The 26,960-nt window shown below is 61.0% G+C and carries 21 protein-coding genes and 1 riboswitch; of the genes, 15 read left to right on the forward strand and 6 right to left on the reverse strand.

The window, feature by feature from the left end; translation table 11 throughout:
- The first annotated feature begins 82 nt into the window (after nucleotides 1-82).
- Nucleotides 83-294: riboswitch (cobalamin riboswitch) on the forward strand.
- 99 nt (nucleotides 295-393) lie between these two features.
- The 6 genes from cobW to A8O26_RS10265 all read left to right on the forward strand — a co-directional run bounded on the left by cobW (nucleotide 394) and on the right by A8O26_RS10265 (nucleotide 10,902).
- On the forward strand, nucleotides 394-1,467 hold the full coding sequence (gene cobW, locus A8O26_RS10240; RefSeq protein WP_064117889.1) for a cobalamin biosynthesis protein CobW: 1,074 nt from the start codon (nucleotides 394-396) through the stop codon (nucleotides 1,465-1,467).
- Nucleotides 1,468-1,470: 3 nt separating this feature from the next.
- Nucleotides 1,471-5,319, forward strand: a complete 3,849-nt coding sequence (cobN, locus tag A8O26_RS10245) for a cobaltochelatase subunit CobN (RefSeq protein ID WP_064117890.1) — start codon at nucleotides 1,471-1,473, stop codon at nucleotides 5,317-5,319.
- Between the two features lie 214 nt (nucleotides 5,320-5,533).
- Nucleotides 5,534-6,538, forward strand: coding sequence for an ATP-binding protein (locus tag A8O26_RS10250; RefSeq protein ID WP_064117891.1), 1,005 nt, complete (start codon nucleotides 5,534-5,536; stop codon nucleotides 6,536-6,538).
- A gap of 2 nt (nucleotides 6,539-6,540) precedes the next feature.
- Complete coding sequence (locus A8O26_RS10255; RefSeq protein WP_081265172.1) at nucleotides 6,541-7,203, forward strand: VWA domain-containing protein; 663 nt, start codon at nucleotides 6,541-6,543, stop codon at nucleotides 7,201-7,203.
- Between the two features lie 186 nt (nucleotides 7,204-7,389).
- Nucleotides 7,390-9,036 (forward strand): phospholipase D-like domain-containing protein, encoded by a 1,647-nt coding sequence (locus A8O26_RS10260; protein ID WP_064117893.1) that lies wholly within the window; start codon nucleotides 7,390-7,392, stop codon nucleotides 9,034-9,036.
- A gap of 309 nt (nucleotides 9,037-9,345) precedes the next feature.
- Nucleotides 9,346-10,902, forward strand: a complete 1,557-nt coding sequence (locus A8O26_RS10265) for a TerC family protein (RefSeq protein ID WP_064117894.1) — start codon at nucleotides 9,346-9,348, stop codon at nucleotides 10,900-10,902.
- Nucleotides 10,903-11,079: 177 nt separating this feature from the next.
- On the opposite strand, the gene A8O26_RS10270 is transcribed toward A8O26_RS10265, so the two are convergent.
- On the reverse strand, nucleotides 11,080-11,517 hold the full coding sequence (locus A8O26_RS10270; RefSeq protein WP_064117895.1) for a thioredoxin family protein: 438 nt from the start codon (nucleotides 11,515-11,517) through the stop codon (nucleotides 11,080-11,082).
- A 335-nt stretch (nucleotides 11,518-11,852) separates the two neighbouring features.
- Between A8O26_RS10270 and A8O26_RS10275 the strand changes: the two genes are divergently transcribed.
- The 8 genes from A8O26_RS10275 (at nucleotide 11,853) to A8O26_RS10310 (ending at nucleotide 18,525) form a co-directional block, all read left to right on the forward strand.
- A complete protein-coding gene (locus A8O26_RS10275; protein ID WP_064117896.1) occupies nucleotides 11,853-12,701 on the forward strand; it encodes a transporter substrate-binding domain-containing protein in 849 nt (282 codons plus the stop codon).
- Between the two features lie 51 nt (nucleotides 12,702-12,752).
- Complete coding sequence (locus tag A8O26_RS10280) at nucleotides 12,753-13,415, forward strand: amino acid ABC transporter permease (protein WP_003225455.1); 663 nt, start codon at nucleotides 12,753-12,755, stop codon at nucleotides 13,413-13,415.
- Nucleotides 13,416-13,424: 9 nt separating this feature from the next.
- Nucleotides 13,425-14,087, forward strand: coding sequence for an amino acid ABC transporter permease (locus A8O26_RS10285; RefSeq protein ID WP_064117897.1), 663 nt, complete (start codon nucleotides 13,425-13,427; stop codon nucleotides 14,085-14,087).
- Nucleotides 14,084-14,875 carry an amino acid ABC transporter ATP-binding protein gene (locus A8O26_RS10290; RefSeq protein ID WP_064117898.1) on the forward strand — a complete coding sequence of 264 codons (792 nt, stop codon included), beginning with the start codon at nucleotides 14,084-14,086 and terminating at the stop codon, nucleotides 14,873-14,875. The genes A8O26_RS10285 and A8O26_RS10290 overlap by 4 nt, the downstream gene beginning before the upstream one ends.
- A gap of 30 nt (nucleotides 14,876-14,905) precedes the next feature.
- On the forward strand, nucleotides 14,906-15,295 hold the full coding sequence (locus A8O26_RS10295; RefSeq protein WP_016984340.1) for a RidA family protein: 390 nt from the start codon (nucleotides 14,906-14,908) through the stop codon (nucleotides 15,293-15,295).
- A 147-nt stretch (nucleotides 15,296-15,442) separates the two neighbouring features.
- Entirely contained in the window at nucleotides 15,443-16,207 is a 765-nt protein-coding gene (locus A8O26_RS10300) for an IclR family transcriptional regulator (protein WP_064117899.1), read from the forward strand.
- A gap of 39 nt (nucleotides 16,208-16,246) precedes the next feature.
- Nucleotides 16,247-17,461 (forward strand): amino acid deaminase, encoded by a 1,215-nt coding sequence (locus A8O26_RS10305; RefSeq protein WP_064117900.1) that lies wholly within the window; start codon nucleotides 16,247-16,249, stop codon nucleotides 17,459-17,461.
- Nucleotides 17,462-17,592: 131 nt separating this feature from the next.
- Nucleotides 17,593-18,525, forward strand: coding sequence for a sugar kinase (locus A8O26_RS10310; protein ID WP_064117901.1), 933 nt, complete (start codon nucleotides 17,593-17,595; stop codon nucleotides 18,523-18,525).
- Nucleotides 18,526-18,641: 116 nt separating this feature from the next.
- On the opposite strand, the gene A8O26_RS10315 is transcribed toward A8O26_RS10310, so the two are convergent.
- On the reverse strand, nucleotides 18,642-18,917 hold the full coding sequence (locus A8O26_RS10315; RefSeq protein ID WP_007912322.1) for a peptidylprolyl isomerase: 276 nt from the start codon (nucleotides 18,915-18,917) through the stop codon (nucleotides 18,642-18,644).
- 51 nt (nucleotides 18,918-18,968) lie between these two features.
- The gene (locus A8O26_RS10320; RefSeq protein ID WP_064117902.1) at nucleotides 18,969-21,506 is read right to left on the reverse strand and encodes a PAS domain-containing hybrid sensor histidine kinase/response regulator; all 2,538 of its coding nucleotides are present in this window, start codon (nucleotides 21,504-21,506) and stop codon (nucleotides 18,969-18,971) included.
- 131 nt (nucleotides 21,507-21,637) lie between these two features.
- On the opposite strand from A8O26_RS10320, the gene A8O26_RS10325 reads away from it, so the two are divergent.
- A complete protein-coding gene (locus tag A8O26_RS10325) occupies nucleotides 21,638-22,744 on the forward strand; it encodes a PilT/PilU family type 4a pilus ATPase (RefSeq protein WP_064117903.1) in 1,107 nt (368 codons plus the stop codon).
- Between the two features lie 6 nt (nucleotides 22,745-22,750).
- Here A8O26_RS10325 and A8O26_RS10330 read toward each other — a convergent pair whose 3' ends face one another.
- The 3 genes from A8O26_RS10330 to A8O26_RS10340 form a co-directional block, all read right to left on the reverse strand.
- Complete coding sequence (locus tag A8O26_RS10330) at nucleotides 22,751-24,706, reverse strand: acetoacetate--CoA ligase (RefSeq protein ID WP_064117904.1); 1,956 nt, start codon at nucleotides 24,704-24,706, stop codon at nucleotides 22,751-22,753.
- A 67-nt stretch (nucleotides 24,707-24,773) separates the two neighbouring features.
- A complete protein-coding gene (gene hbdH / locus A8O26_RS10335; protein WP_064117905.1) occupies nucleotides 24,774-25,547 on the reverse strand; it encodes a 3-hydroxybutyrate dehydrogenase in 774 nt (257 codons plus the stop codon).
- Nucleotides 25,548-25,554: 7 nt separating this feature from the next.
- On the reverse strand, nucleotides 25,555-26,946 hold the full coding sequence (locus A8O26_RS10340; protein WP_064117906.1) for a GntP family permease: 1,392 nt from the start codon (nucleotides 26,944-26,946) through the stop codon (nucleotides 25,555-25,557).
- Nucleotides 26,947-26,960 lie beyond the last annotated feature (14 nt).

Raw genomic sequence — 26,960 nt, forward strand, 5'->3', positions numbered from 1 at the left:
AACCGCCAGCGGCAGCACCCGCAGCAACGGATATGCCCCCAATCCAAAAAACCCAAAACATTGACCCATAAGCAAGCCATGCGTAGCCTTGCGCTTTCGAGGTTCTTCGGCCCACGCCGAAGCTAAGAAGGGAACGCGGTCAATGCCGCGGCTGCCCCCGCAACTGTGAACGGTGAAATTCACTGCCACGCCACTGCCAGCTCAACCCATGAGCCAGCGGGAAGGCGCAGCGAATGCCAGGCCCCGCGCCTGAACACCGTCAGCCAGGAGACCTGCCTCGTCACAGATTCTCACTACAACCGGGCGGGGTGATCCGGTGGCGAACGCTTCCGGCGCGCACGCGCGTGGCCGGTTCTCGTCCCGTATGCCCGCCGCTTGCCAAAGGGCATACCGATGAAAACACTGGCCAAACTCCCTGTCACCATCGTCACCGGCTTCCTCGGCTCGGGCAAAACCACGCTGCTGCGACACATGCTCGACAACGCCCAAGGCCGTCGCATCGCGGTGATCGTCAACGAGTTTGGCGAGTTGGGCATCGACGGTGAAATCCTCAAGCAATGCACCATCGGCTGCACCGAAGAAGAAGCCACCGGCCGCGTTTACGAACTGGCCAACGGCTGCCTCTGCTGCACCGTTCAGGAAGAATTCTTCCCGGTCATGCGCGAACTGGTTGCCCGTCGCGGCGACCTCGACCACATCCTCATCGAAACCTCGGGCCTGGCCCTGCCGAAACCGCTGGTGCAAGCCTTCCAGTGGCCGGAAATCCGCAGCGCCTGCACCGTTGACGCGGTGATCACCGTGGTCGACAGCCCAGCCGTGGCCGCTGGCACCTTCGCCGCGTTCCCGGATCAGGTCGATGCCCAGCGCAAACTCGACCCGAACCTCGATCACGAATCGCCGCTGCACGAATTGTTCGCCGACCAACTGGCCAGCGCCGACCTTGTCATCCTCAACAAGGCCGACCAGACCAGCCCGGAAGACTTGGCCCGTGTACGCGCCGAAGTCGCCGAAGAACTGCCACCCGCGGTAAAAATCATCGAAGCCAGCAACGGTCGTCTGCCGCTGGACGTGCTAATCGGTCTCGGCGCCGGTTCTGAAGAGCACATCGACAGCCGCCACAGCCATCACGACCATCATCACGGTGAAAGCGATGACGACCACGATGACCACGATCACGACGCTTTCGATTCGATCTCCATCGAACTGCCGCAAGCCGACGAAAGCCTGCTGCTCGACGCGCTGACGCAATTGGTGGTCAAGCACGGCATCCTGCGTGTCAAAGGCTTCGCGGCGATCCCGAACAAGCCAATGCGTCTGCTGATCCAGGGCGTGGGCACGCGTTTCGACAAGCACTTCGACCGTCAATGGGGCGCCGATGAAGCGCGCGTGACGCGTCTGGTGTTGATCGGTCAGGAACTCGATGCGGCGCAACTCGAAGCGCAACTGCGCGCTGCGCTCAGCGTTTAAGCCATGCACCTGCTCAGGACCCAGCCCGGCGGATTCGTCTCGGATGACAACATTGCCGACCTTGGACAAACCCCCGCCGAACTGGTGATCCTGTGCAGCGGCGACTCCAGCCTGGCGCTGCTCGCCGAAGCCGCGCAGCAATTGCCCGAGGATTATCCGAGCCTGCGCCTGGCTAACCCTATGCAGGTGCAGAACCACGCTTCGGTCGACTTGTACGTCGATGAAGTGCTGCGTCACGCCAAGGTGATTCTGATTTCGCTGCACGGCGGCATTGCTTATTGGCGCTACGGCGTCGAGCGTCTGGTCGAGTTGGCCGAGCGCGGCGTGCAGGTGATTCTGGTGCCGGGCGATGACCGGCCCGATCCGGAGCTCAGCGACTTGAGCACCGTCAACGCCGAGGAACGTGACCGACTCTGGCAGTTCCTGCGCCAGGGCGGTATGGGCAATGCACTGGATTTCTTCCGCTGCCTGGCCAACCGCTGGCTCGCCCGCGATTACGCTTGGCAAGAGCCGCAAACCCTGCCGCGCACGGCGATTTACCATCCACAAAAAACCTCCGCCGCACTGAGTGACTGGCAAGCGGAATGGCTGCCCGATCAACCGGTCGCGGCGGTGTTGTTTTACCGCTCGCATCTGCAGGCGGCGAACACCGCGTTCATCGACGTTTTCTGCCAGCGCTTGCAGGTGGCGGGTTTGAATCCGTTGCCGATCGCGGTGGCCAGTTTGAAAGAACCCGGCTGCCTGACGGTGGTCGAGGATTGGCTGGACGAAGTCGAGGCGGGGGTTATTCTCAACACCACTGGTTTTGCCCAGTCGAGCCCGGAAGCGCCGCACTTGCGGCCGTTTCGCCGCAATATTCCAGTGATTCAGGCGATCTGCGCGCAGGACAACGAACCCGGCTGGCGCGCCAGCGAGCAGGGCCTCGGCCCGCGCGATCTGGCCATGCACATTGCCTTGCCGGAACTCGACGGGCGGATCATCAGCCGGCCGATCAGCTTCAAGGATCTGGCCTGGCGCAGCGAGCGCAGTCAGTCCGATGTGGTCTGCTATCGCGCGCAGCCCGAGCGCATGGATTTCGTCGCCGAACTGGCGCGGCGCTGGATCGACCTGGCGCGGGTGCCGAACGGCGAAAAACGCATCGCGCTGATTCTCGCCAATTACCCGACTCGCGACGGACGCATCGGCAACGGCGTCGGTCTCGACACGCCGGCAGCGGCGCTGAATATTCTGCGCGCGTTGCAGGCCGAGGGTTATCCGATCACCGCAGAGTTGCCGCAGAGCGGCACTGCGTTGATCCAGCAATTGCTCGGCGGCGTCAGCAACGATCTCGACACCATCGATCAGCGACCCTGCCAGCAAAGTCTGGCGATGGACGCTTACCTGACAATGTTCAACGCACTGCCCGAGGCCAATCGTGCCGCTGTGGTTGCGCGTTGGGGCACGCCAGAAAACGATCCGATGTGCCGCGACGGGCGGATGATGATCGCCGGCATTCGTTTCGGTCTGACCTTTGTCGGCATCCAGCCGGCGCGCGGGTATCAGGTTGACCCGAGCGCGGTGTATCACGACCCGGATCTGGTGCCGCCGCACGGCTATCTCGCGTTCTATTTCTGGCTGCGCAACACCTACGGCGCGCACGGTGTTATTCACGTCGGCAAGCACGGCAACCTCGAATGGCTACCGGGCAAAGGCGTCGGGCTGTCGGAGAATTGCTGGCCGGACGCGCTGCTCGGGCCGTTGCCGAATATTTACCCGTTTATCGTCAACGACCCGGGTGAGGGCGCTCAGGCCAAACGACGCACGCAAGCGGTGATCATCGACCACTTGATGCCGCCGTTGACCCGCGCCGAAACTTACGGCCCGTTGCGCAATCTGGAACTGCTGGCCGACGAATATTACGAAGCACAACTGCTCGACCCACGCCGCGCGCGGGAGTTGCAGCGCGACATTCTGCAACTGGTGCGCGATACGCAGATCGATCGCGAACTGCAACTCGATGCCGGGCTGGACAGCGACGCCGACGCCGCAATCTGGTTGCCGCGTCTGGACACGTATTTGTGTGATTTGAAGGAATCGCAGATCCGCGATGGCCTGCATATTTTCGGTGAGTCGCCGAGTGGGCGGTTGCGCATTGATACGTTGTTGGCGTTGTTGCGTATTCCGCGCGGAGACGGGAAGGGCGCGCAGTCGAGCCTGTTGCGAGCACTCGCCAAGGCATTCGAACTGGGTTTCGATCCGCTCGATTGCACGTTGGCCGACCCATGGACCGGCCCGCGTCCCGAAGCACTGCAAGCGCAAAGCGACGATTCCTGGCGCACCGCCGGCGACACCCGCGAACGCCTCGAACTGTTTGCCACACAGCTGATTTCCCAAGCCCTGCACGATCCCTGTGGGAGCGAGCTTGCTCGCGAAGGCGTCGTGTCAGCCAACACTTCATTCACTGACACACAGCTTTCGCGAGCAAGCTCGCTCCCACAGGGATCGGGGGGGGCTGATGTGAATGCGATCATCCAGTCTCTGCGCGAAGTCGTTGCCCCACGCCTCGATGCCTGCGGCCCTGCCGAAATGCGCGGCCTGCTCGATGCCCTCAGCGGCCGCTTCGTTCCTGCCGGCCCAAGCGGCGCGCCCAGCCGTGGTCGCCTCGACGTGCTGCCGACCGGGCGCAATTTCTATTCGGTCGACGTCCGTAACCTGCCCACCACCACCGCCTGGCGCATCGGTTTCCAGTCGGCCACGTTGATTCTTGAGCGGCACTTGCAGGACCACGGCGATCACCTGCGCCAGCTCGGCTTGTCCGTGTGGGGCACCGCAACCATGCGCACTGGCGGTGATGACATTGCCCAGGCCATGGCGTTGATGGGCGTGCGTCCGGTGTGGGCCACCGGCAGTCAGCGCGTCGATGATTTCGAGATTCTGCCGTTGAGCCTGCTCGATCGTCCGCGTGTCGATGTCACGTTGCGCGTGTCCGGGTTCTTTCGCGATGCCTTCGCCAACCTGATCCGCCTGTTCGACGCCGCCGTGCAAGCAGTGGCTGCGCTGGATGAGCCAGACGACCTCAACCCATTGGCCGCGAAAGTCCGCGCGGAACGCGAGGCGCTGCTGCAATCAGGCCTCGACGAAGACACCGCGCGGCGCCAGGCCGGTTGGCGGATTTTCGGCGCCAAACCCGGTGCCTACGGCGCGGGCGTGCAGGGCGCGATCGACGGGCGTTTGTGGCAAAGCCGCGACGATCTCGCCGAGGTTTATCTGAACTGGGGCGCTTACGCTTACGGCGGTTCCGACGAAGGCACTGCCGCTCGCGAACAGTTCGTCCAGCGCCTCAGCCAAGTGCAAGCGGTGCTGCAGAATCAGGACAACCGCGAACACGACTTGCTCGACTCCAACGACTATTACCAGTTCCAGGGTGGCATGCTCGCCGCCGTGGAGAGCCTGCGCGGTGAAGCCGCGGCGAGTTATCACGGCGACCACAGCCAGCCGGATCTACCGAAGATCCGCACCTTGAAGGAAGAGCTGAACCGGGTGATCCGTTCGCGCGCGGCGAATCCGAAGTGGATCGACGGGGTCAAGCGGCACGGCTATAAAGGTGCGTTCGAAATGGCCGCGACGGTCGACAACCTGTTCGCGTTCGATGCGACGACGCAGCTGATCGATGATCATCAATACGCGTTGTTGGCGGATGCTTATTTGCTCGATCCGGCGACGCGGGAGTTTGTGCGCGAGCATAATCCCCATGCGCTGCGGGACATGACCGAGCGGATGCTCGAAGCGCAGCAGCGGGGGATGTGGCAGGCGCCGGGGGCTTATAAAGAGGCGTTGGAGAATCTGCTGCTGGATATAGAGGAAGATATGTAGCCGGTCAAAAGCTACCCTCACCCCAGCCCTCTCCCGGAGGGAGAGGGAGCCGATTTGCGTTGGCTTTTAGGCCGGAGTTCAACCCGATTATTCAGGTCGGCGCAACTTGCAAGAACACCCGGATCAGTTCCCTCTCCCCCTGGGAGAGGGCTAGGGTGAGGGCCACCCCAACTGACACCCCACACTACCAACGACCACGAAAGAGAAACCCCAAATGACCGACACCCCGCATTTCCCGCTCTCCGCCGTGGTTGGCGCCGATGACCTGAAACTCGCACTGTGCCTCACCGCCATCGACCCGAAAATCGGCGGCGTACTCATCGAAGGCCCGCGCGGCATGGCCAAATCCACCTTGGCTCGCGGTTTGGCCGACCTGCTCGCCAGCGGCCAATTCGTCACCTTGCCGCTGGGCGCCACCGAAGAACGTCTGGTCGGCACCCTCGACCTCGACGCCGCGCTCAGTGCCGGGCGCGCGCAATTTTCGCCTGGCGTGCTGGCCAAGGCCGACGGCGGCGTGCTCTATGTCGATGAGGTCAACCTGCTGCCGGATCACCTCGTCGATCTGCTGCTCGACGTCGCCGCCAGCGGCACCAACCTGATCGAGCGCGATGGTATCTCCCATCGGCATTCGGCGCGGTTCGTGCTGATCGGCACGATGAACCCGGAAGAGGGCGAGTTGCGCCCACAATTGCTCGACCGTTTTGGTTTGAACGTCGCCCTCAGTGGCCACACGGCGCCGACCGAGCGCGGGCAGATCATTCGCCGGCGACTGGATTTCGACAGCGACCCGCAAGGGTTTTGCGCGCAGTGGGAAACACAGCAAAAAGCGTTGCGCGAACGTTGCGAAAGCGCCCGCGAAGCCTTGGCCGATATACCGCTGGACGATGTCGCCCTGGCGCAGATTACCGAGCGTTGCTTCGCTGCTGGCGTCGATGGCTTGCGCGCCGATCTGGTGTGGTTGCGCGCCGCTCGGGCACATGCTGCATGGCGCGCTGCTGAGGCTATTGAAGAACAGGATATCGACGCGGTCGCTGAATTCGCCTTGCGCCATCGTCGTCGCGAACAGCCCGCATCCAGCCCACAACAACCGCCGGCGCAAGCGCCGAGCAACGCGCAGACCGAGCCGGGCGAAGGGCAGGGCCAATGGGGCGACATGCCGGCCCCGGCACTCGCCACCGGCGCGCGCCGTGAAGTGCCGAGCTGGCCAAAAAAGCCTTAGGCATTCGCCCCCGATCCGACGCGGGGGCGAATGCCAGACCCCGCGCCGGTCGGCTCGACAACGGACGTCAGGGCAAGCGCCATGCCGCCCGCAGCGGTACGGTGAACTGGCCGGGAACGCTGCTCAATGGCCGCCCGCAAAGCCGTGAGGATCTGCTGTTTGCGCAACGCACGCGCACCTCGCATGAGTTGTGGCTGGTGATCGTCGATGCCTCGGCGTCTACCCGTCGCCATCAGGCCTTGAGCGATGCCAAAGGTCTGCTTGCGCAATTGTTCGATGACGCCTACCGCCAGCGTGCGCGGTTGGCGTTGTTGACCGCCAGCGGTTCTGCGCCGAAATGGCAGGTGCAGGGGTTGAAGGCCTCCAGCGGCTTGCGCGTGTGGCTGGATACACTGGGCGCGGGCGGCGGCACTCCGTTGCTGGCGGCGTTAACCGAGGCGCAACAATGGCTGACGCGGCGGCGCAAGCGCTTTCCCGCCGAGCAGCAGCGTTTGCTGGTGGTGACGGATGGACGCTTGAAAGACGGGTGCGGATTGCCGGCGCTGGGGTGTCCGGGGCTGTTGATCGATATCGAACGTGGACCGATTCGGCTTGGTCGGGCGCGGGATCTGGCGGCGGCGTTGGATGCCGAGTATCGACATATCGATGAACTGATTTCGATCTGACGGTGCCGGCGATTGATCGGCCGTCTTCGCGAGCAGGCTCGCTCCCACAATGGAATCGGGATTCGACGCAAACTCCCTGTGGGAGCGAGCTTGCTCGCGAAGGCATCGACTCGGTCTCCAAGCCAAACAACCAAAACCCGCATCCCTGCTCTATGCTGCACCCAGCCCAATCACAAGGAGTGAGCGATGCGCGTACTGGTCAAAAATCCCTCGGACGATTTCCGCGTCAAGGCCTACGCCGGCACCAACGGCGTACTGCTGGCGATGGACCTCGCCGAGTCCCGTCGCCAGGGTCTACTCGGCTTCGCCATCGAAAAGCAGCAGGGCGCCAAACCCTGGTTGTTCCTGTTCAACAGCCTGACCTTCCCCGGTAAAACCCACACATTTGCGCAATTTCATGCCACGCCAAGCGATAAAGCCCCGCTGCAGAAATTTCGCTGGGCCGATTACGCGGCCAATCCGGGGATGACGATTCACTACCGCGTGCACTTGGCGTACGGCACGCCGGATGCGCCGGTACTGGGCGAGGCGCTGGAGCTGACCATCACCTGCGACGATGGTCACCCCTGCGATCAAAGCGTGATTTTCAATCGCGCCGTTGCCGCCAGTCAGGCGTTTCAGCGCAAGTTTCCCGACCTCGACGCACAGATCAGCGCCAACAAAAACATGCCCATCGAAGCCTGGCCCGATGCCGCGCGACAGTGGCTGGAAAACGGTTTGCTTGGGCGTCTGCTGGGGTTTATCGAGCGCGCGGTCGATGCTCAGTGGGCGCTGGACATCGCGATTTACGAGTATCAGTTGCAGGTCATCGTCGACGCGGTCGATGCCGCGTTTGCGCGGGGGGTGCAGGTGCGCGTGCTGTATCACGCCCGGCCGGATGACGAAGACACCACCATCAATGAGGCGAGCCTGGCGAAACTGCCGGCGACCAGCAAGCTCGGGCGGGTCACCCACAACATTTTCCACAACAAATTCATTGTCCTCAGTCGTGTCGGCGAGGGCGGTCAGCGCACGCCGCAAGCGGTCCTGTGCGGCAGCACCAATTTCACCGCCAACGGCGTCTATCGTCAGGCCAACGTGGTGCATGTACTTGATGACGCGGCGGTCAGCGCGAGTTATCTGCGCACCTTCGAAGAGGTCTGGGCCACGCCTGCCGACGTCGGCGCCACGCGTGACTGGATCACCGCGCACAACCCGATGGACGCCACACAGCCGCTGTTTGCCGGGTTCTCGCCGCGCACCGGCGGCGCCGATCTGCGTGAGTTCGTCGAGATCATCGAGGCGGCGCAGAAGGACGTGCTATTCGTCACTGCGTTCGCCTTGCCGGACAGCATCCTCAACGCACTGTTGGGCCAGCCGCACGACGACATCCTGCGTTATGGCCTGCAGAACACCGCCAGCCGCATCACCGGGTTTCACGCCGACCGCAGCGCCGAATTCGCCGCCACAGCGTTGCTCAACACCGGCCTGGAAGGCTGGCTGCGCGAGAACATGAAGGGCCAGAAGGGCAACTTGCTGGTGCACACCAAAGCGGTGGTCACCGACTTCACCACAGATGCGCCGACGATCATCAGCGGCAGCCACAACCTCAGCGCTTCAGCGAGCAATGGCAACGACGAAAACTACCTGATCATTCGCGGCGACACCGCTCTGGCGGATCGTTACGGCCTCGAACTGTTGCGGTTTTACGAGCATTACCGCTTTCGCTATTTCGCGAAGAAACTGGCGTTGAAGCAGGTGAGTCCGTTGGCCGTGGATGACAGCTGGACCAACGATTACTACCTCGAAGGCGATTTGCGTCAGTTATCTCGGTTGCGCTTTGCCGGCCGCTGATAGCGCGGTGGAACAACTCCTTCAGCGGCTATTCGGTGCGTTTTACAGATTTTGAAATGATTTGCCGCTGTAGGAAATGTTCCCAAAGCCTGTACGCTCCAAGGCCATTTTTCATTCAGGATTTGCATGAACACCCTCTCGGAGCCTCCCAGTTTCAGCTTCCCCTCGCGCCATGGCGCGGTCTTGACGCACTCGCAACATCCAGTTTTTCGACTCCCGACTATCGTTGATAACGCGGCTTCAGAGCCTTCGCGTTGCACTTTGCCGTGTCCGGCAGCCTGAATTCACTGAGAGAGATCGAGACGTTTTATGGAATGGTTAGCGGATCCCACAGCCTGGTTGGGCTTGTTGACATTGATCGTGCTGGAACTGGTGCTGGGTATCGACAACCTGGTGTTCATCGCCATTCTCGCGGACAAGTTGCCGCCGCATCAGCGTGACCGTGCGCGGATCATCGGCCTGTCGTTGGCGCTGATCATGCGTCTGGGCCTGTTGGCGAGTATTTCCTGGCTGGTGACCCTCACGCAGCCGTTGTTCGAGGTGTTCGACAAGAGCTTCTCCGGCCGAGACCTGATCATGCTGTTCGGTGGTGTGTTCCTGTTGTTCAAGGCAACGATGGAGTTGCACGAACGACTGGAAGGCCACGTTGGCGAACGTTCGAGCAACACGGCCTATGCGCTGTTCTGGCCGATCGTGGCGCAGATCGTGGTGCTCGATGCGGTGTTCTCGCTCGACGCGGTGATTACCGCCGTGGGCATGGTCGATGAGCTGGCGGTGATGATGATCGCCGTGATCATCTCGATCGGTCTGATGATCGTCGCGAGCAAACCGTTGACGCGCTTCGTCAATGCGCACCCGACCGTGATCATGCTGTGTCTGGGCTTCCTGATGATGATCGGTTTTGCCCTGACCGCTGAAGGCCTGGGTTTCCACATCCCGAAAGGTTATCTGTACGCCGCCATCGGTTTCTCGATTCTGATCGAGGTGTTCAACCAGATCGCCCGGGCGCGTCGCAAGCGTTCGATGCAAGGCTTGCGGCCGATGCGCGAGCGTACGGCGCACGCGGTCATGCGTTTGCTTGGTGGTCGTAAACTGGCCGTTGAAGAAGTCGGTGAAGAAATCTCTGACCTGCTCGACGATGGTGACGCGCCGAGCGCCGAGCTGTTCGACCGACGCGAACGGGTGATGATCAGCGGCGTGTTGCAACTGGCCGAGCGGCCGATCCGCCGTTTGATGACAGTACGCGCCGATGTCGACAGCATTGATCTGGCTGACGACGCCGAAGCGATTCGCACCAAGCTGATGCATTCCTCTTACTCGCGCCTGCCGCTGATTCGCCACGGTGCGGTGGATGAGCCCTTGGGCTTCGTCCACAAGAAAGAACTGCTAAAAGAGTACCTCGCTGGCGTAGAGCCGAACCTCGAACACCTAGCGCGCAAGACGATCAACCTGCTCGACAGCTATTCGATCCTCAATGCGCTGGAGCAGATGCGCGCGGCATCGACGCACATTGCCTTTGTGGTCAACGAATTCGGTGATTTCGTCGGCGTGCTGACGATGACCGATATTCTTGAATCGATTGCCGGTGAATTGCCGGACGCCAGCGAAATCGAAGGCCCGGACGTGGTCGAGGCGCAGGGCGGGTTTATCGTCAGCGGTGCGTTGAACCTGGCGCGTGTGCGTCAGCGCACCGGGTTTGGCGCCGAGGCGACCGAGGACTATCAGACGGTGGCGGGACTGGTCATGAGCTTGCTCGACCGGCTGCCGATGAAGGGCGACCGTCTGGAGCATGCAGGCTGGCAGATGACAGTGGTAGCAGTTGAAGAGCGGCGTGTGACGCAGGTGCTGTTGGTTGCCGCCGCGTAGCATTTGAGTTGTCGGTCGGCTGTACTGGCCTATTCGCGAGCAGGCTCGCTCCCACATTGGAACGCGTTTCAAGGGTGGGAGCGAGCCTGCTCGCGAATACGATTTATCGTGCACCGCGGTATTCACGGATGGAAGGTGTGGCGATCCTTGCCGGTATGCTTTGGCTCATACAACGCCTCATCTGCGATACAGACTCCGCAGGCGGGCATGCGGGACAGTGTGCAGAGTTCGAAGTATCCGGCGTAACCAAGGCAGGTCATGCGGCCGTTTGCGAGGTGCAGTTGCCGCTTTGGTCCTGCCAATGTGCTCGGCAAAATCCCGTGCGAGCGTTTCCTCAGTGCCGATGCCTTTGAGCTTCTTCACCAGTTTGCCGTTCTTGTAAAACAGCACGGTGGGCGTCCCCGTGACCAGTGGATGACGCGGCGACTCGCCGGTATTGAGCATGTAGATATTGGCGCGATGCCGATACGGCTCGGCCGTCTGACGAAAGATCGGCCCGGCCCACTCGCAGGCGGGGCAGTGTTCGTTGGCGAAGTAGAGGATCACCGGGCGCCAGGTTTTCAGGGCTTTGCGGTAGGTGGGCGGCAAGGTAAAGAGGGGGATATTCGCGCTCATGAGCCTGTCCTTTCGGCCGTCGTTGAATCCGATGACGGTAAACCCGCCTGATCCCTGCGCCTACTGTCAGAGTTGACAGGTGTAATGCGCGTCGTTTTGTGTCAGGCGCCCCGAAACGTGGCGCGAATACCCCACGTGTGTAGCCAACGGTAGCGTGTCTTCAAGGGGGCTTTCGTAACAGCGCCTCTGTGCTTTTTTGCATCTCTTTGATTTCGTAAACATTTCGCTTCGCCGCAGATTCTCATCCAGTCCTGTGGCACACTTTCTGCTGTCTATTCCGTAGTAACAAACCGAGTTCCGGTATAGCGGAATAAACAGCCTCTGGAGTGCTTGCCATGCATCGCCGACCTTCCTTGTTCAAAGCGTGTGTTTTTGTTCTCGCGGCTTCGTCCGCTGTCATGGGCATGGCCCAGGCAGCCGACAGCAAGCTCGACAGTGTGCTGGCCCGTGGCAAATTGATTGTCGGTACTGGCAGTACCAATGCGCCGTGGCACTTTCAGGGCGCGGACGGCAAGTTGCAGGGGTTTGATATCGACATTGCGCGGATCGTCGCCAAAGGTCTGTTCAACGACCCGAGCAAGGTCGAGTTCGTGGTGCAGTCGTCCGATGCGCGGATCCCCAATCTGCTCACCGACAAAGTCGACATGAGCTGCCAGTTCATCACCGTGACCGCCAGCCGTGCGCAGCAAGTGGCGTTCACGCTGCCGTACTACCGCGAAGGCGTTGGCCTGCTGCTGCCGAACAACAGCAAGTACAAGGAAATCGAAGACCTGCAAGCCGCTGGCGACAGCGTCACTGTGGCCGTGCTGCAAAACGTCTATGCCGAAGAACTGGTGCATCAGGCACTACCGAAAGCCAAGGTCGATCAGTACGACAGCGTTGACCTGATGTACCAGGCGGTGAACTCCGGCCGTGCCGATGCTGCTGCCACCGACCAGTCCTCGGTCAAATACCTGATGGTGCAGAATCCTGGCCGCTATCGCAGCCCGACCTATGCGTGGAGCCCGCAAACCTACGCGTGCGCGGTGAAACGCGGCGATCAGGACTGGCTGAACTTCGTCAACACCGCGCTGCATGAAGCCATGACCGGCGTTGAATTCCCGACTTACGCAGCATCGTTCAAGCAATGGTTCGGTGTAGATCTGCCTTCGCCAGCAATTGGTTTCCCAGTCGAATTCAAATGATCCCGTGAGAGTGGGGCGATTTACTTCGCCCCGCTCAAGGTACTGCTGACCATGAACTATCAGTTGAACTTTGCCGCCGTGTGGCGCGATTTCGACACCTTGCTGGCGGGGCTCGGTCTGGGCCTTGAACTGGCCTTGGTGTCGATCGCCATCGGCTGCGTGATCGGCCTGCTGATGGCGTTTGCCTTGCTGTCAAAGCATCGCGCCTTGCGGGTGCTGGCTTCGGTGTACGTCACGGTGGTGCGTAACACGCCGATTCTGGTGTTGATTCTGTTGATCTACTTTGCCTTGCCGAGCTTGGGAATCCGTCTGGATAAGATCCCGTCGTTCATCATCACCCTGTCGTTGTATGCCGGGGCGTACCTGACCGAAGTGTTCCGCGGTGGTTTGCTGAGTATCCCCAAAGGGCAGCGCGAAGCCGGGCTGGCCATCGGTCTCGGCGAATGGCAGGTCAAGGCCTACGTCACGGTGCCGGTGATGCTGCGCAACGTCTTGCCGGCACTGTCCAATAACTTCATTTCGCTGTTCAAGGACACTTCGCTGGCCGCTGCGATTGCGGTGCCGGAGCTGACCTATTACGCGCGCAAGATCAACGTCGAAAGCTACCGGGTGATCGAAACCTGGCTGGTGACCACGGCGTTGTATGTCGCGGCCTGCTACCTCATTGCCATGCTGCTGCGATACCTCGAGCAGCGTCTGGCAATCCGCCGATAGGAGGCTGCGATGTACGAATCACCCAGTTGGTTACATGAGTTGTGGGTCGCGCGCGAACCGCTTTGGCAGGGCTTTTTGACCAGCGTGCAGGTATCGGCGCTGGCCATTGTGCTCGGCACGATGCTCGGCGTGGTTGCCGGTCTGGTGCTGACTTACGGCAAGTTCTGGATGCGCGCACCGTTCCGTTTCTATGTTGATCTGATTCGCGGCACGCCGGTGTTTGTGCTGGTGCTCGCTTGCTTCTATATGGCGCCGGCGCTCGGTTGGCAGATCAGTGCGTTTCAGGCCGGCGCGTTGGGCCTGACGCTGTTTTGCGGTTCTCACGTTGCCGAGATTGTGCGGGGTGCGCTGCAAGCATTGCCGCGCGGGCAGATGGAAGCGAGCCAGGCCATCGGCCTGACGTTTTACCAATCGCTCGGCTACGTGCTGTTGCCTCAGGCCTTGCGGCAGATCCTGCCAACCTGGGTCAACTCGTCCACCGAAATCGTCAAGGCCTCGACCTTGCTCTCGGTGATCGGCGTGGCCGAATTGCTGCTCAGTACCCAACAGATCATCGCCCGGAACTTCATGACCCTGCAGTTCTATCTGTTCGCCGGTTTTCTGTTCTTCGTCATCAACTACGGCATCGAATTACTCGGCCGGCACATTGAAAAGCGGGTGGCCTTGCCATGACTCAAACTCACGTTTCCCCACAGAATCAGGCGTTGCTGGACATTCGCGGCCTGCATAAACAGTACGGCGCGGTCGAGGTACTCAAAGGTGTCGATCTGAGCATGCAGCGCGGCAACGTGGTCACGCTGATCGGCTCCAGCGGTTCGGGTAAAACCACATTGCTGCGTTGCGTGAACATGCTTGAGGAATTCCAGGGTGGGCAGATCCTGCTCGACGGCGAATCCATCGGCTATGACGAAACCAACGGCAAACGCATCAGACACGCGGAAAAGGTCATCGCCCGGCATCGTGCGATGACCGGCATGGCGTTCCAGCAATTCAACCTGTTCCCGCATCTGACCGCGTTGCAGAACGTCACCCTGGGCTTGCTCAAGGTGAAGAAAATGCACAAGGACGAAGCCGTGGTGCTCGCCGAAAAATGGCTCGAGCGCGTTGGCCTGCTGGAACGGCGCAATCACTTTCCCGGTCAGTTGTCCGGCGGTCAGCAACAGCGCGTGGCCATTGCCCGAGCGATTGCGATGAACCCGAGTTTGATGCTGTTCGATGAGGTCACCTCGGCCCTCGACCCGGAACTGGTTGGCGAAGTGCTCAACGTGATCAAGGGGTTGGCCGAAGACGGCATGACCATGTTGCTGGTAACCCACGAAATGCGTTTCGCCTTCGAGGTTTCGGACAAGATCGTCTTCATGAATCAGGGGCGGATCGAAGAGCAGGGGCCTCCCAAGGAGCTGTTCGAACGCCCGCAATCACCGCGTCTGGCTGAGTTTCTCAAGAACACGCGGTTTTAATTTTTCGTTTTGTCATCAGGAGAAGTACCCATGAGCATTACTCGTTACGGCACCGGCAGCACCGCCGCTGGTGGCCAGCCCCGTCCCTTCGCTCGCGCCGTTGAAGCGGATGGCTGGCTGCATGTGTCCGGCCAGGTGCCGGCGGTGGATGGCGAGATCATTGTCGGCGGCATCGTCGAGCAGACCCACCAGACCATGAAGAACCTGATCGCGATTCTCGAAGAAGCCGGTTATGGCCTGGAAGACGTGGTGCGTGCTGGCGTGTGGCTGGACGATCCACGGGATTTCAGCAGTTTCAACAAGGTCTTCGGCGAGTACTTCAAGCCTGAACACGCACCGGCACGCGCCTGTGTGCAGGCGAGCATGATGGTTGATTGCAAGGTCGAGATCGATTGCATCGCCTACAAGAAAAAGGTCTGAAATCTTTGCTGATTTCTTCGCGAGCAGGCTCGCTCCCACATTTGAAATGCAATCCCCTGTGGGAGCGAGCCTGCTCGCGAAAGCGGCCTACCAAGCGACGCAATACTCTCGGTAAACTCCCGGCGACTTTGAATGGGAACCACTGAAATGACCGAAGACACCATCAAACGCCGGGCCCGCGGTCTGGACCGGGCGTTCGATATCCTCGATTTCCTCAAGGAAATCGGCCAGCCGCTGCGCCCGAACGACATCGCCAACGGCATCGGCAGCCCGAAATCCACGGTCTACGAACTGGTCGCTTCGCTGCTGGAACGACGGATTCTGGAGCCGGTGGGCAAGGACGGTCACGTCTATCTCGGGCGGCAGTTGTACTTCCTCGGCCAGGCGCACCTGCGTCATTTCGACCTCAGTCGCGAGGCCGATCACGCCTTGCAGGAAATCGTCAGCCAGACCCATGAAACCGCGCAGATGTGCCTGCTCAACGGGCGTAAATACACGGTGGCGTTGATGAAGGAGGGCGAGCGGCATTTCCGTATTTCCTCCGACATCGGTGAAAACGCGCCGATCCCGTGGACCGCCTCCGGACGCTTGCTGCTCGCGCATTTGAGCGATCAGCAAATCATCGATTTGATCGACGAGGACGATTACATCCTGCCGGATGGCGAACGCTTGCCGCTGGAGCTGTTCCTGGCGCAAATCCGCCAGGCCGGCATCGACGGATTTTTCTCCTTCGACAGCGTCGCCGACACCTTTACCCATTGCTTCGCCGCCCCGGTCAAAGACCCCGGCGGCGTGGCCATTTGCACCCTGTGCATCGTCGCCCCACGGGCCGACGCGAAAAACAATTACAACGACTATCGCCGGGTTCTGATCGAGAGCGCCAACAGCCTCGCCCGGCGCATCAACGAATAATCGCGGCTGCCTGCGGCCGTGAACACGAGGAGTTCGACCATGACGACTGCCATCAATACTGCTATGGAAAAGGGCGGCGCGGCCATTGGCGCGCAACTGGTACGCGACGTCAGCCTGCCGGCCCTGGTGCTGCACCGCGAGGCGCTGGAGCACAACATCCGCTGGATGCAGAAGTTTGTCAGCGACAGCGGCGCGCAACTCGCGCCACACGGCAAAACCAGCATGACCCCGGCACTGTTCAAGCGTCAGCTCGACGCCGGCGCATGGGGCATCACTCTGGCCAGCGCTACTCAAACCCGCGCCGCCTACGCCCACGGTGTGCGCCGGGTGCTGATGGCCAACCAATTGGTCGGCACACCGAACATGGCCTTGATTGCCGATCTGCTGGCTGATCCATCGTTCGATTTCTATTGCATGGTCGATCATCCGGACAACGTTGCCGATCTCGGCGCTTACTTCGCCTCGCGCGGGGTCAAGCTGAACGTGATGATCGAGTACGGCGTAGTCGGTGGCCGTTGCGGTTGCCGCAGCGAGCAGGAAGTCATCGCACTGGCCAAGGCCATCAACGCGCAACCGGCGCTGGCTTTGACCGGCATCGAAGGTTACGAAGGGGTGATTCACGGCGATCATGCGGTCAGCGGCATTCGCGAATTCGCCGCATCACTGGTGCGCCTGGCGGTGCAGTTGCAAGACAGCGGCGCGTTTGCCATCGGTAAGCCGATCATCACGGCCTCGGGTTCGGCCTGGTATGACCTGATTGCCGAATCGTTCGAAGCACAGAACGCCGCCGGGCGTTTCCTCAGCGTGTTGCGTCCGGGCAGCTACGTCGCCCACGACCATGGCATCTACAAAGAAGCGCAGTGCTGCGTGCTCGATCGCCGCAGTGATTTGCACGAAGGTCTGCGCCCGGCACTGGAAGTCTGGGCACACGTGCAGTCGCTGCCCGAGCCGGGCTTTGCAGTGATCGCGCTGGGCAAGCGTGATGTCGCGTTCGATGCCGGTTTGCCAGTGCCGTTGTTGCGTTACAAGGCCGGCGCGTTGCCGGCGGTGGGTGATGACGTCGGTGCGTGTAAAGTCACGGCGGTGATGGATCAGCACGCGTTCATGACGGTGGCGCCGGGCGTTGAGTTGCGCGTGGGTGACATCATTTCCTTTGGCACATCGCATCCGTGCCTGACGTTCGACAAGTGGCGTGTTGGGTTGTTGGTGGATGAGCAGTTGTCGGTGATCGAGAGCATGGAGACTTGTTTCTAAGGCTTGAAACCGAGTCGCGGCCATTCGCGAGCAAGCTCGCTCCCACAGGTGAAATGCATTCCAAGTGTGGGAGCGAGCCTGCTCGCGAAGGCGTCCGATCAAACGCCACTGAATCAACAGAGACCCCTTACATGAACACCCTTAGCCCCCTGGGCCCGAACATTCCGCGTATCGCCCTGATCGGCGAATGCATGATTGAACTGCAGCAGCGCGCCGACGGCAGCCTGCAGCAAAGCTTCGGCGGTGACACGCTCAACACTGCGGTCTATCTGTCCCGCGCCTTGGGCGACAAGGCACAGGTCGATTACGTCACCGCGCTGGGCGATGACAGTTTCAGCGACGCCATGTGCCAGATCTGGTCCGACGAAGGCATCGGCCTCGAACGGGTCCAGCGCCTGCCCGGACGTTTGCCGGGCCTGTACTGCATTCAGACCGACGCCAATGGTGAGCGGCGTTTCCTCTACTGGCGCAACGAGGCGGCGGTTCGCGACTGCTTCACCACCGCGGCTGCCGAACCGATTCTGGCTGCGCTGCCTGATTACGACGTGTTGTATTTCAGCGGCATCACCCTGGCCGTGCTCGGTGCGCTGGGCCGTGAGCGTTTGATCCAGACTCTGATTGAAGCGCGCGAGCGTGATGCGCGGATCGTTTTCGACAACAACTATCGGCCACGGCTTTGGGCCTCAGTAGAAGATGCGCGCGTGGCGTATCGCAGTGTGTTGCCCTACGTTGATCTGGCGTTGCTGACGGTGGATGACGAACAGGCGCTGTTCGGTTTCGCCGATTGCGATGCGGTGTTTGATGCTTACGCGCAGTTCGGCACCGCGGAAGTGGTGCTCAAACGGGGGGCCGAGGCGTGTCTGATTCAGTGTGACGGCGAAACGTTTGAAGTGCCGGCGCAGAAGGTCGAGAAGGTGGTAGACACCACAGCGGCGGGGGATTCGTTCAGTGCGGCGTATTTGGCCAGTCGCTTGATGGGGGACGGTCCGGCGGAGGCTGCGCTGGCGGGGCATGTGTTGGCGAGCCGGGTGATTCAGGTACCCGGAGCGTTGATTCCGAAATAGGTTTTGTATGGCCGCTTGCTGCGCAATCGGTTCGCGAGCAGGCTCGCTCCCACAGGGGAATGCATTTCAAAATGTAGGAGTGAGCCTGCTCGTGATAGGGCCCGAAAGGCAACCATTCAATCGCGGTAAAACACCTGCACCAGGTGATAACCGAATTTGCTCTTGATCGGCCCATGCACCGTGCGCAGCGGCTTTTTGAAGATCACCGCATCAATCGCGCCGACCATCTGCCCCGGCCGCACTTCACCCAGATCTCCACCGCGCTTGCCGGACGGGCAGGTCGAAAATTTCTTTGCCAGCACATCAAACGCTTCACCCTTGGCGATGCGTTGTTTGAGCTGTTCGGCCTCTTCGGCGGTTTTCACCAGAATGTGGCGGGCTTGGGCTTTCATCGTGCGATACCTGATAACGGGGTGACGGCGGGGCGCGGATTATGCCTCAAGTCACGGGGTTTGACTGATCATCGTGCGGATCTTGCTGGCGAGTAACTCAATGGCAAACGGTTTGGCGACCATGTCCATGCCGTCTTCGAGAAAGCCCTGACGTTCGGCCGCTTTCTGCGCGTAGCCGGTCATGAACAGCACTTTCAGGCTCGGGCGATGCTGCCGGGCAATTTCCGCCAGCTGGCGCCCGTTCATGCCCGGCAGACCGACGTCAGTGACCAACAGGTCGACGCGCAGATCCGATTCCAGCAGCGGCAGGGCGGTCTTCGCGTCTTCGGCTTCGAACGCCCGATAACCGAGCTCCTTGAGCAGATCGAGCACCAGCATGCGCACCGCCGGATCATCCTCGACGACCAGCACCGTTTCGCCGGCTGCCGTGGCCGAGAGCGGCTCGACGCTCGTGGCTGTTGGCCGCTGCGCTTGCAGCGCATGCAGCCGCGGCAGGTACAGGCGCACGCAGGTGCCTTGACCGGGCAAGCTGTCGAGGCTGACGTGCCCGCCCGATTGCTGGGCGAAGCCGTAAATCATCGACAAGCCCAGGCCAGTGCCTTGACCGATAGGTTTGGTGGTGAAAAACGGATCGAATGCCTTGGCCCTGACCGATGGCGTCATGCCGGTGCCATTATCACTGACCGCCAGCATCAGATAGTCACCGGCCTTCACCGGTTCCAGTGTGGTGATGTCACTGCCGTCGAGGTAGACATTGGCCGTTTCGATCAGCAGTTCTCCGCCGTCGGGCATCGCGTCGCGGGCGTTGATCACCAGATTGAGCAGGGCGTTTTCCAGTTGACTGACGTCGGTGCTGACCGGCCACAGATCTTGCGCCAGTTTCAATCTGAGTTCGATCGGATCGCCCTTGGTCCGCCGGATCAGGTCTTCCAGCGAGGCAATCAGCTCGTTGACGTTGAGCTGTTTGCGGTCCAGTGACTGGCGCCGGGAGAACGCCAGCAAACGGTGGGTCAGGGCCGCCGCGCGATTGGCCGATGACACCGCAGCTTCGGTGAAACGCCCGATCTCGTTGGCCCGCCCGTTGGCAATGTAGCGCTGCATCAAGTCGAGGCTGCCGATGATTCCGGTGAGCATGTTGTTGAAGTCGTGGGCAATGCCGCCGGTGAGCTGGCCGACCGCTTCCATCTTCTGGGCATGGCGCAATGCATCTTCGGCGCGCTCGCGCTCGAACATTTCGTTCTGCAGACGCTGATTGGCCTGGGCCAATTGCTCGGTGCGGGCGCTGACGCGTTCTTCCAGTGTTTCGTTGAGATTACGCAGCGCTTCTTCGGTTTTCTTGCGCTCGGTTTCGTCGATGACAAAGATGTAGAAACCGTTGACCGCGCCATCTGCACCGTGGCGCGGCAGGTAGTTCATCAACGCATGGCGGCTGCTGCCATCACGGTGGGTGGTGTACAGACTGAACGAACATGGCCGGCCGGACAGCGCTTCGGCAATGTACGGCGCGCGCAGGAAATAGGCTTCTTCACCGATCACTTCGCGAATGGTGCGGCCATAGAGTTCCTGCGGCGTCAGCCCATACCAGTCGAGATAGGCGGCGTTGTTCAGGCGAAAGCGTTCTTCGTGATCGACATAACTGATCAGGATCGGCATGGCGTTGATGATCAGTTGCAGTTCTGTCTGGCTTTGGCGCAACGCCTGCTCGGTGTGTTTGCGCTCGGTCAGGTCCAGGGCCGCGCCGAGGAAACGCACGGGCCGACCGTGGTGATCCTTGTAGCAACGGCCACGGGCAAACACCCAGCGCAACTCACCGTCAGGTTGCAGCAGACGATACTCCTCGGCGTATTCGGTGCCGTGGGTGATGCAGTGTTTGATGCTGCGGGCGATCAACGCGCGGTCTTCCGGGTGCACGCCCTGCAAGTAATCCGTGATGGGTAAGCGGCTGGCCTGCGTCGGATCGACGCCATGCAACTGGGCAAAATGCGCATCGGCGATGAAGCGATCTTCGCCGATGTCCCAATCCCAGGTGCCCACGGCGTCGGTGGCGGCCAGGGCCAGTTGCAGGCGCTCTTCGGTTTGCCGTTGCGCCTTGAGGCTGTCTTCGGAGCGTTGCTGCAATTCCAGTGCGATGCGCCGGCGTTCGTTGGTTTCAATCGCGGTGACCAGAATGCCGGCGACCTGCGCGGTTTCATCGCGAATCGGGCTGTAGGTCAAATCCAGCCAGAAGTCGCAATCCTTGCCGTCACGCTGCAGGGTAAAGCGTCGTTCGCTGTAGGTGCGCACTTGGCCTTGTAGGACGGCGCTGTAAATTGGGTCAGTAAAGTCGCGAAGTTCTGGCCATATAAGGTGTGCCGGCTGTCCGAAAGCGTGCGGATGCTTGCTGCCGGCAAGCATGGCGAAGCCGTTGTTGTAGATCTGCGTGAGTTGCGGCCCCCACAGCAGCAGCATCGGCATCGGCGAATGCAGCACGATGTCCACCGCGGTACGCAGGCTTTGCGGCCATTGACTGGCGTCGCCCAGTGCCGTGCTGTTCCAGTCAGTGCGGGCAATCAGCGCCTGAGCGTCGTCGTGGGTGGGTACAGCGTTCATCGCGTAAGTCCTGGGCATCGTTCGGTGAGGCGGCGTCTACTATCCTTCGGGAGGGTAGACGCACAATGTACCGCTGCGTCACGACAGCGGGCCATCTCTGATTACTGAAAGCTTCGTAGGTGAATTTGACCATGGAAATCGATGCGCTGTTAACACGCCTGGCCAGTCAGCACGGTTCGGACCTGTTCTTGTCCACCGGAGCGCCGCCCAGCGCGCGATTTCAAGGCGTGTTGACGCCGTTGGCCGAGGAGCCGTTCAAACCCGGTGACGTCGCTGCCATTGCCAACTCCCTGATGGACGCCGAACAGCGTCGGGAGTTCGATCGGGATCTGGAAATGAACCTGGCCATCTCGCGCGCCGGCATCGGACGTTTTCGGGTCAATCTGTTTAAACAGCGCAATGACGTGTCGATCGTGATCCGCAACGTCAAACTCGATATTCCACGCTTCGAAGACCTCAAACTGCCGCCGGTATTGCTGGAGACAGTGATGCTTAAACAAGGCTTGATTCTGTTCGTCGGCGCCACCGACTCCGGTAAGTCGACGTCACTGGCGGCGTTGATCGATCACCGCAATCGCCACAGTCGCGGGCACATCATCACCATTGAAGACCCTATCGAGTACATCCACCGCCATCGGCTGTCGATCATCAATCAGCGCGAAGTCGGCGTTGACACCCGCAGCTTTCACGCCGCGTTGAAAAACACCCTGCGCCAGGCCCCCGACGTGGTACTGATCGGCGAAATTCGCGACCGCGAGACCATGGAGCACGCACTGGCGTTTGCCGAAACCGGGCATCTGGTGCTTTCGACGCTGCATGCCAATAACGCCAATCAGGCCTTGGAGCGAATCATCAATCTGTTCCCCGAAGAACGCCGGCCGCAGTTGTTGCATGCGTTGGGCAACAATCTGAAAGCCTTTATCTCGCAGCGGCTGGTACGCACGATTGATGGGCAGCGGCGGGCGGCTGTCGAGGTCATGCTGGGATCGCCGACCATCGCTGATCTGATCCGGCGCAATGAACTGAGTGAGTTGAAAGTCATGATGGAAAAGTCCGCGGAGCTGGGCATGCAGACCTTCGACGCGGCGCTACACGCTTTGGTCGTCGAAGGTTCGATCAGCGAGGACGAAGCGCTCAAACATGCCGATTCGGTGAACAACCTGCGTCTGCGCCTCAAGCTGCAGGCCGATGCTGCACCGGCGCCACCCGCCTCGGGTGAGTGGGGCCTGATGGACTGAGTGGCCTCAGTCCCTGAGTTCAACACGGTCGCGAAATTGCTCCAGCGCTTGCGGGTTAGCCAGAGCGTCGGTGTTTTTCACCGGTTGCCCATGCACCACGTTTCTCACGGCAAGCTCAACGATCTTGCCGCTGATGGTGCGCGGTATATCGGTGACGGCAACGATTTTCGCCGGCACATGCCGCGGTGTGGTGTTGGCTCGGATCACTTGGCGGATCTGCGCTTGCAGTGGCTCATCCAGTTCGATGCCTTCCTGCAAGCGCACAAACAGCACCACACGTACGTCGTCCTGCCACTGTTGGCCAATGGCGACGCTGTCGAGTACCTGCGGGACTTTCTCCACTTGCCGATAAATCTCTGCGGTGCCGATGCGCACACCGCCGGGGTTGAGCACCGCATCAGAGCGGCCGTGAATCATCATGGCGCCGTGGTGCAGTTGTTCGGCGTAATCGCCTTGCGCCCAGACACCGGGGAAAAGGCTGAAATAGGATTGCTGCAGTTTGCTGCCATCCGGGTCATTCCACAGGCCTATCGGTATCGCCGGAAAGTGCCGGGTACAGACCAACTCACCTTTCTCGCCGATCACGAGTTGACCGGCGTCATTCCACACTTCCACGGCCATGCCAAGACTCTTGCCCATGATCTCGCCGCGCCTGACCGGTGACAGCGGGTTGCCGTTGACGAAGCACGAGACGATGTCCGTGCCACCGGACATCGAGGCCAGGCACACGTCGGTTTTGAAGTCTCGGTAGACGTAGTCGTAACTTTGCGGCGACAGGGCTGATCCGGTGCAGAGCAGGGTCTTCAGGCTGCCCAGATCATGGCTTTCGCGCGGTGTGCAGCCACTGCTTTCGAGTGTCGCAAGGAACTTGGGACTGGTGCCGAACACGGTGATGCGTTCGTCGTCGATCAGGTCGAGCAAACGCGCAGGGTCGGGATGAAACGGTGAGCCGTCGTACAGCACCACGGCGCTGCCCACCGCCAGGGCCGAGACCAGCCAGTTCCACATCATCCAGCCACAGGTGGTGTAGTAGAACAACCGGTCGCCGGGGCCAAGATCACAATGCAGACCGTGCTCCTTGACGTGTTGCAGCAGCACGCCGCCGGTGCTGTGGACGATGCATTTCGGCACGCCGGTGGTGCCGCTCGAATACAGCACGTAAAGCGGATGATCAAACGGCACCGCGACAAAATCCGGTTCGCCAGCGGCTTGGTAAAAGTCATCCCACAGGCTGACTTCGGCGTGGGTGCGGTAATCCGCGACGCGGGCCTGTGGGCGTGCGTACGGCACGATGATCAACTGTTGCAGCGAGGGCAGTTGTTGCAGGATTTCGTTGAGCTTGCCGGTCTGGTCTATTTCTTTACCGGCGTAGCGATAGCCGGCGCAGGTGATCAACACTTTAGGCTCGATCTGGCCGAAACGGTCGATCACGCCGTGGGTGCCGAAGTCCGGCGACGAGCACGACCAGATCGCCCCAAGGCTGGTGGTGGCCAACATTGCGACCAGGGTTTGCCAGGTGTTGGGCATGCACGCTGCCACCCGATCGCCGAGGCCGACGCCGCAGGCTTGCAAACTGGCCTGAAAGCCAGCGACCTGTTCGGCCAGCTCAGCCCAGGTCAACTGTTCACGCTGGCCGTTTTCCGCCACGGCGATGACTGCCACGGCATCGTCGCGACGGCGCAACAGGTGTTCGGCAAAGTTCAGCGTGGCGCCGGGAAACCATGTAGCGCTGGGCATCTGTGGGCCTTCACGCAGCACGGCGTCGGGCTGGCTGTGGAAGCGAATATCGAAGCAGTCGACGATGGCTTGCCAGAATTCACTGCGCTGCTCGATGCTCCATTGGTGCAGGGCAGGGTAGTCGTCAAGGTGCAGCGAATGACGCTGATTGACCGCGCGCCGAAAGGTGTCCATGCGCGACTTGGCGATGCGCTCGGCATCGGGTTGCCAGAGAATCCCGGACATTGGTTTGCCTCTTTTTATCTGAATCGTACAGGTTCAGGATCACACCGAACCTGTGCAGGAATGGGGCTTACTGCGCCAGCCATCCACCATCAATATTCCACGCTGCGCCACGCACCTGACTGCCGGCCTCACTGCACAGAAACAACACCAATTCCCCCAGATGTTGCGGCGTGACGAACTCCAGCGACGGCTGTTTTTCCGCTAGCAGATCATGCTGCGCCTGCTGCGGATCGACGCCCTTGGCCGCACGATCATCGATCTGCTTTTGCACCAATGGGGTCAACACCCAGCCCGGGCAGATTGCGTTGCAAGTGACATTACTGGTGGCGGTTTCCAGACCGATCACTTTGGTCAGGCCGATCACGCCGTGCTTGGCGGCAACATAAGCCGCTTTACCGGTCGAGCCGACTTGGCCGTGCACGGAGGCGATATTGATGATCCGCCCCCAACCTTTGGCGCGCATGCCCGGCAGGCTCAACCGGGAGCTGTGAAACACCGAAGACAGATTGATCGCAATGATCGAGTCCCAGCGCTCCACCGGGAATTCCTCGACCGCCGCAACATGCTGAATGCCAGCATTGTTGACCAGAATATCGACCCCGCCGAACTCGCGCTCGGCATAGGCGATCATCTCGGCAATCTGTGCCGGGTCACTGACGTCGGCGGGATGATGGCCGACCTTGCCGCCGTATTGCCCGACTTCGGCGATGACGGTGCAAGCATCGCCAAACCCGTTGAGAATCAGGTTGGCGCCAGCCTTGGCCAGGCTCAGTGCAATGCCCAGACCGATGCCGCTGGTGGAGCCGGTGACCAGTGCGGTTTTGCCCGAAAGAGTCGTCATGAATACCTCACACAATGCCAGTGGCGTAGAAAGTGCCGATCACTACGAAAACCGCGAGGGTCTTGATCAGCGTAATACAGAAAATGTCTTTATAGGCTTCACGGTGGGTCAGACCGGTGACCGCGAGCAGGGTGATCACCGCGCCGTTGTGCGGCAGCGTGTCCATGCCGCCGCTGGCCATCGCCGCCACACGGTGCAGCACTTCCAGCGGAATATTCGCCGCGTGGGCGGCGCTGATGAACTGGTCGGACATCGCCGCCAGCGCAATGCTCATGCCGCCCGACGCCGAGCCGGTGATACCGGCCAGCAGCGTAACGGTAATGGCTTCGTTGACCAGCGGATTGGGGATTTGCTTGAGCCAGTCGGCCAGCACCAGAAAGCCCGGCAGCGAGGCGATCACCGCGCCGAAACCATATTCGGAGGCGGTATTCATTGCCGCCAGCAGGGCACCGCTGACGGCACTTTTACTGCCTTCAGCGAGCTTGCTGCGGATCGCCTTGAAGCCAAACACCAGCACCATGAGGATGCCGATCAGCAGCGCCGCCTGCACGGCCCAGATCGCCGTGAGTTTGGCGATCTCGGTAGTCACTGGCGTGGCCATGCCCGGCAGCGCGAGGCTGTGGGTCTTGCCATACCACTGCGGTATCCACTGCGTGAACAGCAGGTTCATGATGCCCACCGCGAGTAATGGCGACAGCGCGAGCCACGGGTTCGGCAGCTTGAGATCTTCGGCGGTTTCCGGTTCGTTGCGCAACTCGGTGCCGTAGCCTTCACCCGCGCGTTGGGCCTTGTTGCGCTGGCGCTGCAGAAACAACATGCCGCTGCAGAACACGAAAATCGTGCCGATCACCCCCAGCCACGGCGCGGCCCACGCAGTGGTGTTGAAAAAGGTGCTGGGGATGATGTTCTGGATCTGCGGGGTGCCGGGCAGGGCGTCCATGGTGAACGAGAACGCACCGAGGGCGATGGTGGCCGGGATCAGCCGTTTAGGGATGTTGCTCTGCCGGAACATCTCCGCAGCGAACGGATACACCGCAAACACCACCACAAACAGCGACACGCCGCCGTAGGTGAGCAGGGCGCAGACCAGCACGATCACCAGCATCGCTTGTCGGGTGCCGAGCAAGCGAATCGCCGCCGCAACAATCGAACGGGAGAACCCCGAGAGTTCGATCAACTTGCCGAACACGGCGCCCAGCAGGAACACCGGGAAGTAGAGCTTGATGAAACCGACCATTTTCTCCATGAACACCCCGGTGAACGCGGGGGCGACAGCAGAAGGGTCGGTGAGCAGGACTGCGCCGAGGGCGGCAATCGGGGCGAAGAGGATGACGCTGTAGCCACGGTAGGCGGCAAGCATCAGCAGCGCGAGGGCCGCCAAGGCAATGATCACACTCATGGTGTGTCTCTCCA

The organism is Pseudomonas fluorescens (genome assembly GCF_001648775.1).
In the GTDB taxonomy this organism is placed as follows: Bacteria; Pseudomonadota; Gammaproteobacteria; order Pseudomonadales; family Pseudomonadaceae; genus Aquipseudomonas; species Aquipseudomonas fluorescens_M.